The organism is Bacillus sp. Root131, from assembly GCF_001429475.1.
Taxonomy (GTDB): domain Bacteria; phylum Bacillota; class Bacilli; order Bacillales; family Bacillaceae_G; genus Bacillus_A; species Bacillus_A thuringiensis_S.
Genome location: NZ_LMJQ01000001.1, coordinates 2,557,147 through 2,570,198, shown reverse-complemented (window position 1 = coordinate 2,570,198; position 13,052 = coordinate 2,557,147). Strand labels below are relative to the sequence as shown.

Sequence of the window (13,052 nt, the reverse complement as noted above, 5' to 3'; positions counted from 1 at the left end):
CTCAATTTTGTCAGTAAAACGCCCTATTACTTTATATTTACCCAAACACTTTTCACTTCTGTATAATTATCAAGCGCATATGAACCTAATTCGCGGCCAATACCAGATTGTTTGTATCCACCAAATGGTGCAGCTGCATTTTCTAAGTTATAATCATTAATCCACACTGTTCCTGCTTTTAATTTATTTGCCACTTGATGACCCGTTTTGATATTTTGCGTCCATACACCCGCAGCAAGGCCATAAGATGAGTTGTTCGCTCGTTCAATTACTTCTTCTGTCGAATCAAATGGAAGTACAACAACAACTGGTCCAAATATTTCTTCCTTAACGATTGTCATATCGTCTGTAACGTCTGTGAATACAGTTGGCTTAACGAAATAACCTTTTTCAAGCGCACGTTCACCACCAGCCGCAACTGTAGCACCTTCTTTCTTCCCTTGCTCAATGTAATTTAACACACGCTCTTGTTGTTTCTTAGATACGAGTGGACCCATCTCCGTTCCTTTCTCCATACCTGCTCCAAGTTTTACGTTGTTCGCCATTTTCACAAGTGCATCTACTACAGTTTCATAATGTTTACGATGAACAAATACACGTGATCCTGCGCTACAATTTTGACCGTGATTATACATAATACCTTGGAATGCACCACTAATTGCTTCTTCCAAGTCCGCATCTTCTAAAATGATATTTGGTGATTTGCCGCCAAGCTCTAACGTTACATGCTTAATCATTTCTGCAGACTGACGCATAATATACTTTCCTGTAACAGTAGATCCTGTAAAAGCAACTTTATCAATGTCATGATGATTTACAATTGCCGCTCCTGCTTCAGGACCAAAGCCTGGTACAAAGTTTACAACACCGTTTGGAAATCCAGCCTCTTTAAAGAGTTTTGCTGTATATAGTAAGGATAAAGGTGTTTGCTCTGCTGGTTTTAATACGATCGTACAACCTGTCGCCAGTGCAGCTCCCATTTTCCAAGAAGACATAACGAGCGGAAAGTTCCACGGAATAATCTGACCTACAACACCTACAGGTTCATGTCTCGTATAGTTTAAGTAATCTTTTGAAATCGGGATTGTTTGCCCAATAATTTTTGTAGCCCATCCTGCGTAATAACGATAATTTTCTACAGTCGCTGAAATATCATCCTCAAGTGCTACTTGATACGGCTTCCCATTATCTAAAGCTTCTAATTGCGCTAACTCTTCTCTATGTTCTTCAATTAAATCTGCTAATTTATAAATAAGATGCGCTCTTTCAGCAGTAGTCATTTCTGCCCACGGACCAGATTTAAATGCAGATCTTGCTGCTTTTACTGCAGCATCAATATCCTCTTCTTGCGCTTCACATACGACTGCTAAAACATCTTCTGTTGCTGGATTGTACGTTTCAAACGTCTTTCCGCCAATAGCAGAAACAAATTCGCCATTAATAAACATTTTAATTTCTTCATTTAAAAACGCTTCCACTTTTGGTTTCAGCTCAATATTTGTCTTTAACATTATGTTCTCCTCCTTATTTAAACACCTGCATGAGCTGCAATATTTGATAAAATCGTTTGAAGCTTTTGATCTTCGTTAACAGTTAATCCTAGTCTTGGATAGCGAGAAGGTCCTCCCGCTTGCCCATGTAATTCCATGGAACGTTTAACGATTTGAACATATTTCCCTGACCCTTCAAGAAACTCGCAAAGTGGTAAAATAGCATCGTTTATTTCCCATGCTTTTTCTAATTCACCATTTTGAAAATGCTCATACATTTTTGTAACGAGACCAGGAACGATATTTCCTGCTACTGAAACCCATCCCGAGGCACCAACTAAATATGATTCCATAACTAAATCTTCAGAACCACAGAAGACTTGGAAAGCCCCTTCACTTTGTCTTACTAAATCTCTTGCTTTTCGAATATCTCCGCTAGATTCTTTAATATGTGTAACATTTTCACACTCTTTTCCAATACGGAGCATTAGCTCTGTACTCATATCAACACCAGAAGTAAATGGATTATTGTATAACATAATTGGTATATTTACAGAGTTTGAGATTTCTTTAAAATGAAAATAGATCTCCTCTTCCTTCGGTTTACAATAGTAAGAGTTTATAATTAATGCACAATCCGCTCCGTGCGCTTCTGCATGTTTCGTATATTCAATTGTTTCTTTCGTCGTTTCCGCAGCAGTTCCAACAATGACTGGAATACGGCCATCAATTTCTTTCAAAACGGTTTCTACCATTTTAAATCGCTCTTCTTTTGATAAACTTACAAACTCTCCTGTACTTCCATTAATGATGATGCCTGCAACCTTTTGTTCGATAAAGTAATTTACATTTTGTTTTACCCCATCCCAATTAATTTCCTGAAATTCATCCATCGGTGTTATTAATACTGGAAATGCCCCTTTAATTTTTTGCATATTTATCTCTCCTTATCACATTTTATTTTAATAAGAACCCTGCCGGAAATGGATCCGTAGGGTCTAATAGAAACGTCTGCATTCCTGTAATAAATCCTCTACTTTCAAAACGGAAAATGTATCCTAGCTCCTCCTTCTTCACTTTTTCCACAGTTATAAAACTATTAAATATACTTTCATTTTTAAAAGGTTTATCCGCCATATAATCATTTTTAAATAACGCATGAACATAGGAAACGATAGTAGAAACAAAACCTGGCGAACGTACGATAAAGTTATCTTCATGAAATGTAATCGACTTTATATGGTTCTTTTCTTTTTGCGAAGGATCTACTAAAATAAGCCTTTTTATTAGCGACTGTTTTTGTATAACCTGCAGTGTAGCTTCTCCCCATCTTTTCAATTCTGGAATGTTTTCAACACGAATTTCTGGCGAATACGCACCTTTTTCTACAACTGCATATACTTTATCTGCTTGTATGAGAGAATAACTTACATTACCAACCTGTAAATTTTCCTCAATCAAATAGCAAAGTTTGCTTTCAAACGAAACAGATACAACTTCATCATTCTCTACATACGCATGAACTAAAAATATTCCAGATAACGTTTCAATTTTGTATTGATTGGACTCTCTCTTTTTTAAATACCCACTTTCGAGTAACATCGTTATTACCGCAACAATGCCCCCATAATGAAGCGGAATCGAACCTTCATGATTAAAAAATAATACAGCTGCATCCACTTCATTATGGATAGATGGAACGACAATACACCCATTCAAACCGATAAAACCACGTGGTTCATTTAATAAAAGCTTCCTCTCTTCTGCTAATTCACCTGAAAATTGTTCATTTAATTGCTCCAAACTGTAGTAGTATTTGCATGGTACGTCTTTCATTACACGAAATGCCTCGCCATTTACATGTACGTCTACTGCTGTATACATTTTTTGAATGTTCATTTTATATCCTCCGTTTCATGTTCCATCGGCGGAATTAGCAAAAATCCTTCTTTGAGTGGATCCATTTCATTGTAAAAAAATTTATGCATACCCATAAGCCAAGCTGATCCCGTAATTTTCGTTATGACAGCTTCAATATTTTCAACATGTGTCGTATTCACGACATATCCTTTAAATAAAGAACCAACGATACTCTCATGAATGAACTCTTCACCAATTTTGATTTCTTTTTGAGCGTATAATACAGCTAGCTTCGCAGATGTTCCTGTACCGCATGGGGATCGATCTATTCCGCCTGGTGGTACAACAACTGTATTTTTCACATTCGCACATTCATGAGTAGCATCTGTATAAAATTCAACATGTGTTAATCCTCTAATAAACGAATACTCTGGATGAATGATTTCAAACTTCTCATTAATTGTGTTTCTTATATGAATCGCCTTATCGATGATTGTAGATGCATTTTCTGGTACTAATTCTAGGCCTACTGAATTCGCATCAATAATGGCATAAAAATTCCCTCCATACGCAATATCAGCCTCTACAGTTCCAATGTCTTTGACGTGTACAGTAATATTTTTCAATAAAAAAGCTGGTATGTTACAGAAAGATACCTCTTTTGCTTTTCCATCTTGAACAGCAATATCTACTTCCACTAAGCCAGCCGGGGTATCTAGTTTTAAAGAAGTAATCGGTTCAACTACTGGAATTAAACCTGATTCAACTAACGCTGTACATACACCGATTGTATCGTGACCGCACATCGGTAAGTATCCACCTGTCTCTATGTATATAACACCTATATCAGCCTCAGGATGACACGGGTTTGTTAATAATGCCCCTGACATTACATCATGACCACGCGGTTCATTCATTAACAATTTTCGAATCCAATCATATTCCTTTTTCATATGTAACATCTTCTCTGCCATCGTCTCTCCAATCAACTTTGGAAGTCCGCTAATTAATGTCCTCGTTGGATTCCCGCCCGTATGTGTATCAATAGTCGTAAAGACTCTTTGTGACCTCATCCGTTTAACACCCTTTCTGTAAAACGACTCAAACGAAGTGGTTCAATAGGAATAATTGTCTCTTTTTCATTTAATAACTCTTCAATTACTTTCCCAGTAACTGCTGCAAGACTAATCCCATCCCCTTCATGTCCAGCGGCAATGAAATAATTCGGAATATGTTCCACTCGTGAAATAATCGGCAAATGATCTTCTGTCCACGGACGTAAACCAGCGTAAGAACGAATTACCATCATATCTGCCATTTTCGGATAAAAGCGAATCGCTCTATTTGCGATACATTTAATGACTTCATTGTTTATTCTCGTATGAAACCCTACAAATTCACGACTACTTCCAATTAAGAAATTTTGACTTTCAGTAGGCTCAAATACGAGCGCAACCCCGTATTTTTCAGTTAAAGCATCTACTTTTCTTTTTCCGCCAAATTTAGAAATTAAATAACCGAATTCCATTACTTTACGGCATCCTACATGTTGTTGCCTTGATGCTACTATAATATGCCCTTTTCTCGGTTCAATTGGTATATTTACATTTAACATCTGACCAATCTTAGGAGCCCACACACCGGCTGCATTTACAACTTGTTTTGCTGTAAAAGTACCATTCGTAGTTTCTACAACAAATGAACCATTCGTCTCTATTTTCATACTCTTTACTTCGGTCTGCTTAAAGGCTTTTGCGCCAAACTTTTGTGCCTCTGACAGAAGCGAGAAAGCAAGGAGATATGGATTCACAGTTGAATCCGTCGCACATTCTAAACCGCCTAATAAATCATCAGCAAAAAAAGGCGACTCTTCTCTTATATCTTGCCTATCAAGCATTCGAAACGGTAATCCAGCTTCTTTTTGCCGATCTACCCATTGCTGCGCAGCTTCCATCTCTTCGTCTGACTCACATACGAGAATACTTCCTGGTGCCCTATATTCAAATGAATGCTCTAATTTTTCACTTAAATCAGTTACTAATTTTTGACTTACTAAAGACATTTGACTATCAAACCCTGGGTCTTTATCAATGGCCAAAATATTCCCATCACACCGTGAAGACGTCCCGCTGACAAATTCTCCTTTTTCAATGATTGTTACGTCTCTTCCGTATTTTGAAGTGTAATAAGCGATAGAACACCCTATTATTCCACCACCTATAATTAAAACGTCGCAGTGCCTCACAATATACTCCTCCTTTCCCTAAACCTCTCACTTTCTTTTATGCAATTGACGTGCCAATTCTGCACATATACAATTTCCATAAACAATATTTTTATTTGTAAAAATAATTCAAATTTATAGTAAATAGGTGTATTATTTTTTTATCACTGTCAAATTTTTTATACATAACGGGAGGATATTATGGCATTTTCATTTCCGACTATACAAGAGTTTTTGGAAAGTATTTTAATCGATCATACATGTAGCCTTAATCACATTAAGCAAGTAAACGGAAGGTTTTATTATCTCCCTTCTACTACAGAAGAATATAATTGCGCCATTATTTATGTAGATGACTCATTCACTGCATTAATTGACGCTTTTTCTTATGAATTAGCTGTTATCATCCTTAACGAAAACGATGAGCCGATATTCTGTATAACCTCTCAGCAAATGATTCCATTTCTTTATAAGTCCTACAATGAACTACAGTCATTTTATAACACCGTAATACAAACAACTGACTCTTCTGTTACAGTCATTGATAGTAAAGAATGCGTTCGAACTTGGACAGATGGTGCTGAAAAAATATTTTCAGTCAACCATAATGAGATTATTGGGCAACCGATTACTCGTTTTTTTGATTATAAAGACTTGGAAATTTTACAATCTTTACATGATGGAAAAAATATAGTCGCTCAGTTCCATCAGCCTCGTCCCGATTTATTCGTATTAATTAATTCAAATCCAGTTTATTGTAATGATGAAATTATAGGAGCAGTCGTTTCAGAAACAGATGTTACAAATCAAGTCGCTTTAAATGAAAAACTATTTAATATGTCACATGAAATGCACCGTTTAGAACAAGAAGTGGCAAAGTATAAAGATGAATCCGATCCATTCCTTGCGATGAATGGGAAAAGTCCTGTTATACAAAGAACGATACAATTAGCTAGAAAAGTTTGTTCGGTGAAATCAACTGTTTTAATACTTGGGGAAAGCGGAGTTGGAAAAGAAGTATTTGCGAAAGCAATTCATGAAGCAAGTGAAGCAGCGAAGGCGCCTTTCATTTCGATTAACTGCGGGGCAATTCCAGAAGCTTTATTTGAAAGTGAATTATTCGGTTACGAGCGTGGGGCCTTTTCTGGAGCGAATAGTAAAGGGAAAAAAGGTAAAATCGAACTCGCACAAGGCGGTACTTTATTCCTCGATGAGATTGGCGAAATGCCGCTCGATATGCAAGTAAAACTGTTACGTGTACTACAAGAACGAAAGTATTACCGAGTTGGCGGAGAAAAAGAAATTAATATTGATTTCCGCATTATCGCTGCTACAAATCGGGATTTACAAGAAGAAATGAGAAAAGGAACTTTCCGAGAAGATTTATATTATCGTTTAAATGTAGTTAGCCTGCATATTCCACCGCTGCGTGAAAGACGAGAGGATATTATCGAACTCACATACTCATTCTTAAACGATTTTTCGATCAACTATAACCGACCAATTCGTGACCTACCTTCAAGCATTATGCATGAACTGCTTCATTACAATTGGCCAGGTAATATTCGCGAACTTCGAAACGTTGTTGAACGGCTTGTGGTATTCGCAACAGACGGAATTATAAAACAAGAATATTTACCATTTCATACGACTGAAACTTTAGACAACCATACAGCTCATTCCCTATTACTCAGCAACAATAATACAATCCTTTCTTTACAAGAAGAGATGGATGAGCATGAGAAAAAAGTTATTGAAAAGGCTTTACGAATTTTAAATGGGAATAAATTAGAATGCGCAAAACAACTTGGCGTAACAAGGGCTACTTTATATAACCGTTTAAAGAAACTCGGACTTCAATAAAGAATCAGTATGCACCAATCAGGCGTTTATAGGTAGCCCTCTCCCCTCTATATTGGCATGATTTTTGCATATATAATTTGTGCAAACCGAACTAGAGGAGGAATACATATGACAAATAAAAACAACTTAATCGTTTGTCGTTGTGAAGAGGTTACATATGGACAACTTCAATCGACAATTGCTGAATATAACTGCTCGGCAAGAGAATTAAAACTAAGAACACGTGCTGGCATGGGATTTTGCGGTGGTCGCACATGCAGAATAATGATAGATCGAATGATAGAAAATGCGAATCCTGACGTAACTCTTAATGAACTACCGTTAAAATATCAACCACCAATACGTGCAGTTACTTTTGGATCGGTAGGTGAAAGTAAATGAATAGAATTACACATCACCCTATTTTAGGTACTTTACAAAGTAGTGAGCGTATTACTTTTCAATTTAACGGTCATCAATACGAAGCATATGAACATGAAACGATAGCTGCTGCCCTGTTAGCAAATGAAATACGGACATTAAGAGTTCATGAAGATAGCGGGACACCGCGAGGTATTTATTGTAATATCGGGCACTGTTCCGAATGCCGCGTGACAGTAAATAATCAAACAAATGTACGCGCATGCTTAACTGTTGTAGAAGAAAACATGGTTGTTGAAAGCGGGAAACAGCATCCGAATATCGTGAGAGAGATGGTGAAAAAACGATGAGTGATGTAATTATCATTGGTGCAGGACCAACGGGATTATCTGCTTCTATCTCTTGTGCTCGTTTCGGACTAAAAGTGCTCGTTATTGATGAATTTATGAAGCCGGGCGGGAGATTGTTAGGACAGTTGCATCAAGAGCCTACTGGAGAATGGTGGAACGGAATAGAAGAATCGAAGCGACTTCATGAAGAAGCAGAATCACTTTCAGTACATATCAGGTGCGGTGTTTCGGTCTATAATTTAGATAAAGATGAAAACAATTGGTTTGTACATACTAATATCGGTACGTTAGAAGCACCGTTCGTACTACTTGCTACTGGTGCTGCGGAATATTTTATTCCCCTTCCAGGCTGGACACTTCCAGGAGTGATGTCAATTGGAGCAGCTCAAGTTATGACAAATGTTCATCGCGTGCAAGTTGGAAAAAAAGGAATCATTATTGGTGCTAACATTTTGTCTTTCGCCATTTTAAGTGAATTGCAATTAGCGGGAATTAAAGTAGATCATATTGTACTCCCTGAAAAAAGCGAGTTAAGTCAAAAAGCTGGTGAACCTGAAGAAGTTTTAAACTCTCTTTTAAATGCAGCACATCTCGCTCCTTCTGCTATTTTACGAATAGGTAGCCACTTTATGAAATATGATTGGATTCGAAAAGCTGGATTAACATTCTATCCAAACAGCGGAATGAAAATAAACGGAACGCCACTTCACCTTCGGAAAGCAGCTCTTGAAATTATCGGAACAGATCAAGTTGAAGGTGTACGTATTGCTAATATTGACTCTAAAGGAAATGTTATTAATGGATCAGAGAAAATATATGAAGCAGATTTTGTTTGTATTGCCGGGGGATTATACCCACTTGCCGAACTTGCAGCTGTAGCTGGTTGTCCCTTCCATTACATTTCAGAATTAGGCGGACACGTTCCTCTCCATTCCGAAACAATGGAAACCCCTCTTCCAGGTTTATTTGTAGCTGGCAATATTACAGGCATTGAAAGCGGAAAAATTGCGATGGCGCAAGGAACTGTTGCAGGTCTATCAATTGCTAAATATGCAAGTAAAAAACGTGATATAGTCGACCAACAATTATATCACGCCATTCAAAACGTTCACTTTGTTCGTCAGAAAGCTGCAATTCAGTTTAATCCGATGGTAGATATCGGTAGACGAAAGATGAATAATTTATGGCATAAATTCCAAACAAATTATAAAGATTTCTATAAACAACAAGAAATTATTTAATAAGACTTATTTGTCAAAAAGCTCCCCTTATCAAAAACATAAGGAGAGCTTTTCAAATTATTTCACTTCGATTGTCCAATCACCATCAGCTTGAATAGTGAATATATGTATACCATTTTCTTTTACAGGTACTTTTTTCGTAGTATCGGCAGCACCAATTTCATTAAATATCATGCTATCGTTTAAATCAACTACAAAATTACTTTCACCATTCTTATGTACACCATGCAATTCTTTCAAACCTTTTTCAAGCTTCACAAAAACAACATCAGATCCGTGACCACTAATTGTTCCTGGAGCTGTTACTACTTTATCTATTGGAATAGACTGAGACATATTCACTTTCCAGTGACCATCTGCCATTGGATTAATAAAATATTTTCCACTCTTGTTTAATAAAACTACACGTTTTTCTTTTCCATTACCAATAAAATTCGAAAGTGAACCAGAGTCATTACCTTGTTCATCTTTTAACTCTAGAATTGCATTACTTTCTCCTGTATGTTCTACTTCCGCAATAACAAATCCGGATTTTAACTCAAAAAAAATCAGAAGAATTCGCGCCATCACCTTCTAACGAAACACTATGATCTTGTGATAATCTCTCCACTGCACTTTTTTCTTTTATCTCTTTAGCTTTCGGGCTAGTTTTTGCTGTTTGCTGTTCAGTATTGTTATCTTTTTTTTCGTTCGCTTGTACATCTTTTGTTTGCTCCGTTGAATTACAAGCAGTTAAAGATAAACATACCGCAGCTATTGTTGCTAATAATTTCTTTTTCATAATATCCTCCTATTAATATAAAACATTCTTAATAAGAATAACATATTTTTACCAATTCATTCATTTATTAATAATTGAATTTTATCCCAAAATAGGAAACATACTAATAATAGAAATTAAAATAAAAAAACTGCTAGAGCATGAAGCCCTAACAGTCTTATTGTTCGTCACTATTAATTTTCGCTAATGCGTAAATACCTTCTTCATCATCTAATTCAAGTTGTAATCTCGCTGCGAATGAATTGACATTATATTCTCTGTCAAGCAATAAGCGTAATGCTTCGATTAAGTTTGCTTGAATTAAAATTTGCTGGCGACCATTTACCTCTACTTCCGCAGAGAAACCGTAGTCATCGTCATACATGAGTTCAACTAACACTTCTTCTGGACCCACTTGTCTTTTTTCAGCTATATATACGCAAAGCGCATTTATTAATTCTTGTTCAGAAATTTTTATTGTTTCCATGCTACTTCATCTGCCTTCTTTTTACGTTGGTCTTTGAAGTATTTAAATGCACGAACTGCTAACATTACGATACCAGCCATTACTAACATATTTACCATAAACGCTAATACAGAACCAAGAGCTCCCATATTTGCAAATAAGCTACCCATTAGTAAACCACCAAGACCACCTAGTAATAAACCTTTCATAAAGCTTCCTTTATTACTTTTTGGTGCTGTGTTTGTTGCTTTCGTTTTTGAATCTGGAGTCGTTTTTTGAGAATTTACATTTGAGTCTTTTTTGTTTAAATCAACTTTTGACTTTTGACCTGAACTTGGTGTAAATGATTTTTTACCAGATTTGTAACTTTTCGCTGCCGCATGATCTACGAACATAAAGCTGCTAGCCCCAAAGATAACCATAAATGCTGTCATTACTGCTACAAGTTTTTTCAACATATTATATCCATTCTCCTTTTATATAGATATATGTGAAATCTATCTTTCTAGTAAATTCAGAATGATAGATTTGTTTTTAAGAACATTTTAAAGGTTCTTATGAACTTATTATATGAACTTTTGTCGAAATATGCAAGTATTATTTACTTCCGACAGTTTGGTGACAAAGGAAAAATTAAGCAAAACAGAATTGACTTTAAATGAAACAAAACATATTATAAGTTCATAAGAACTTTTTATTATTTTGGAGGTGAAAAGATGGAAACATTTCATCTCACACGAAACGAAATGGCTACCCTTCTTCTATCACTAAGAGGATGGAATACGAAAAAGCCTCTCGGTATTTTACAAGAAGCTTGGGCAAAGTCACATAAAAAAGATATTGAAAGCGGACAAAGCGTTACAGCTTTTATTACTACCGCACTTTCACCTATTTTTGAAAAGCTGATTAAAATTGACGATACTGATGTCGGTTTTTCTTTAAATGAAATAGTTGCGCTTGGCAATCAGATTGAAAACACAAGTTTCTCTGTAACTGCTATGCAAAACTGGGTGAAACGAGATATAAAAGAAATGATTGGCTCTCCTCAAAAAGGGAAAAAATATTCGATTGAACAAGCAGCCTTACTGTTCATTGTCGAAGATTTAAAAACAGCACTTGATTTTGAATCAATTCGTAAGCTATTACGCCTTATCGTTAATGACCCAGCCGATCGAAGTGATGATTTAATCAATCCTGTTCATTTATATGTAGCATACTCTTCTCTATTTGAAGAACTCAATCAAGGGAATTGCTTACAACTAAATGCAACAGATACAGTTCATACAATTGAAAACATCGTAAAAGAAAAAGCTGATAAAATCGCAAGCAAGTTCGATCAAATTAATAACGAACAACGCGAAGCAATTCGTAACGCTATTATTATTGCGACCCTTTCTGTACATACCGCTTATGTACAAATGTTAGCAAAACGTTACGTAACAGCAACGTTATTTTTACAGAACTTAGATGTGAAGCCTTAAAAAATAGGAGCAGAAATGCTTCTATTTTTTTATAAGAAATTTTTAATAATCTTTTCATTAACCCTTCATGAAAACGTGGCTTATATCCTTTACTATAATACTTATGGGAGACATAAAAGAATTGAAATAGCAATCCCCTATATGAATAAGGTATAATATACATATAGTGAACCTTTTATATTATTAAGTAAAGGGGCATATATTCAAAAATCCATAAATTAGAAGGTGCAACAATGTTAAGTAGTTTTATTCATTCAGTATTAACGTTTTTTGAAGGATTAGGTTATTGGGGCATTATGCTTGGACTTATGATTGAGATTATCCCAAGTGAAATTGTCCTTGCTTATGCAGGATACTTAGTATTCAATGGTAGTATCTCATTTATAGGCGCAGTTGTATTCGGTACAATTGGCGGTGTTATTGCCCAAATCTTTATTTATTGGCTTGGACGATACGGCGGACGCCCTATATTAGAACGTTATGGAAAATATATTTTCATACATAAAAAACAAATAGATGCTGCAGAAGATTGGTTTAATCGTTACGGAACTGGCGTCATTTTTACAGCACGCTTCATTCCAGTAGTGCGTCATGCGATTTCAATTCCTGCTGGTATTACAAAAATGCCTTTACTACGTTTCACTACATTAACAGCACTTGCGATTATCCCTTGGTCTATTATTTTCATTTATTTAGGTGAAAAACTAGGTGAAAATTGGGAGAATATAAACGATATTGCTGGTCCGTATGTGAAATCATTTGCAATTGGTGGCGTCGTACTTATACTTTTATACTTCGTTATAAAAAAATGGACAAAAAAGCGCAAAAATCTTGCTTAAGAATATAATAAAAACCGCTATAAATTCATTCGAAGTTATAGCGGTTTTTTATTTATATATGAATTAATCTTCAGAAATTATATAACACCTTTCCATCTACATTTACATGGATAAGCAA

The 13,052-nt window shown here is 35.8% G+C and carries 13 protein-coding genes and 1 pseudogene; 6 read left to right on the top strand and 8 right to left on the bottom strand.

All coding sequences use genetic code 11. The annotated features are described in order from the left end of the window. Positions 1–26: 26 nt before the first annotated feature. From ASE54_RS12885 to ASE54_RS12865, 5 genes are read right to left on the bottom strand one after another with little or no spacing between them, the layout of a single operon-like run. The gene (locus ASE54_RS12885) at positions 27–1,511 is read right to left on the bottom strand and encodes an aldehyde dehydrogenase family protein (RefSeq protein ID WP_000920980.1); all 1,485 of its coding nucleotides are present in this window, start codon (positions 1,509–1,511) and stop codon (positions 27–29) included. A 17-nt stretch (positions 1,512–1,528) separates the two neighbouring features. Continuing rightward, the gene (gene dapA / locus ASE54_RS12880; RefSeq protein WP_001169451.1) at positions 1,529–2,425 is read right to left on the bottom strand and encodes a 4-hydroxy-tetrahydrodipicolinate synthase; all 897 of its coding nucleotides are present in this window, start codon (positions 2,423–2,425) and stop codon (positions 1,529–1,531) included. A gap of 22 nt (positions 2,426–2,447) precedes the next feature. Beyond that, positions 2,448–3,389, bottom strand: a complete 942-nt coding sequence (locus ASE54_RS12875) for a proline racemase family protein (protein ID WP_001025577.1) — start codon at positions 3,387–3,389, stop codon at positions 2,448–2,450. Beyond that, a complete protein-coding gene (locus tag ASE54_RS12870) occupies positions 3,386–4,423 on the bottom strand; it encodes a proline racemase family protein (RefSeq protein ID WP_014895277.1) in 1,038 nt (345 codons plus the stop codon). The genes ASE54_RS12875 and ASE54_RS12870 overlap by 4 nt, the downstream gene beginning before the upstream one ends. Next, positions 4,420–5,595: an FAD-dependent oxidoreductase gene (locus tag ASE54_RS12865; RefSeq protein ID WP_001215272.1), complete on the bottom strand. Its 1,176-nt coding sequence runs from the start codon at positions 5,593–5,595 to the stop codon at positions 4,420–4,422. The genes ASE54_RS12870 and ASE54_RS12865 overlap by 4 nt, the downstream gene beginning before the upstream one ends. 180 nt (positions 5,596–5,775) lie before the next feature. Here ASE54_RS12865 and ASE54_RS12860 point away from each other — a divergent pair, with 180 nt between their 5' ends. The 4 genes from ASE54_RS12860 (at position 5,776) to ASE54_RS12845 (ending at position 9,388) form a co-directional block, all read left to right on the top strand. Then, positions 5,776–7,437, top strand: a complete 1,662-nt coding sequence (locus tag ASE54_RS12860) for a sigma 54-interacting transcriptional regulator (RefSeq protein ID WP_000885736.1) — start codon at positions 5,776–5,778, stop codon at positions 7,435–7,437. Between the two features lie 108 nt (positions 7,438–7,545). Next, on the top strand, positions 7,546–7,818 hold the full coding sequence (locus tag ASE54_RS12855; protein WP_000182619.1) for a (2Fe-2S)-binding protein: 273 nt from the start codon (positions 7,546–7,548) through the stop codon (positions 7,816–7,818). Next, entirely contained in the window at positions 7,815–8,147 is a 333-nt protein-coding gene (locus tag ASE54_RS12850; protein WP_001080019.1) for a (2Fe-2S)-binding protein, read from the top strand. The genes ASE54_RS12855 and ASE54_RS12850 overlap by 4 nt, the downstream gene beginning before the upstream one ends. Further along, a complete protein-coding gene (locus tag ASE54_RS12845; RefSeq protein ID WP_001286109.1) occupies positions 8,144–9,388 on the top strand; it encodes an NAD(P)/FAD-dependent oxidoreductase in 1,245 nt (414 codons plus the stop codon). The genes ASE54_RS12850 and ASE54_RS12845 overlap by 4 nt, the downstream gene beginning before the upstream one ends. A gap of 57 nt (positions 9,389–9,445) precedes the next feature. On the opposite strand, the pseudogene ASE54_RS12840 reads toward ASE54_RS12845, so the two are convergent. The 3 genes and pseudogenes from ASE54_RS12840 to ASE54_RS12830 form a co-directional block, all read right to left on the bottom strand. Next, positions 9,446–10,169 (bottom strand): annotated as a pseudogene (locus ASE54_RS12840) (hypothetical protein). 157 nt (positions 10,170–10,326) lie between these two features. Beyond that, positions 10,327–10,635: a YxcD family protein gene (locus tag ASE54_RS12835; protein WP_000447761.1), complete on the bottom strand. Its 309-nt coding sequence runs from the start codon at positions 10,633–10,635 to the stop codon at positions 10,327–10,329. Then, positions 10,623–11,072, bottom strand: coding sequence for a hypothetical protein (locus ASE54_RS12830; RefSeq protein WP_000914478.1), 450 nt, complete (start codon positions 11,070–11,072; stop codon positions 10,623–10,625). Before ASE54_RS12830 ends, ASE54_RS12835 begins: the two co-directional genes overlap by 13 nt. A gap of 258 nt (positions 11,073–11,330) precedes the next feature. Between ASE54_RS12830 and ASE54_RS12825 the strand changes: the two genes are divergently transcribed. Both ASE54_RS12825 and ASE54_RS12820 read left to right on the top strand, forming a co-directional pair. Further along, the gene (locus tag ASE54_RS12825; protein ID WP_000447231.1) at positions 11,331–12,095 is read left to right on the top strand and encodes a DUF1836 domain-containing protein; all 765 of its coding nucleotides are present in this window, start codon (positions 11,331–11,333) and stop codon (positions 12,093–12,095) included. Positions 12,096–12,328: 233 nt separating this feature from the next. Continuing rightward, a complete protein-coding gene (locus ASE54_RS12820; RefSeq protein WP_000952913.1) occupies positions 12,329–12,934 on the top strand; it encodes a DedA family protein in 606 nt (201 codons plus the stop codon). Positions 12,935–13,052 lie beyond the last annotated feature (118 nt).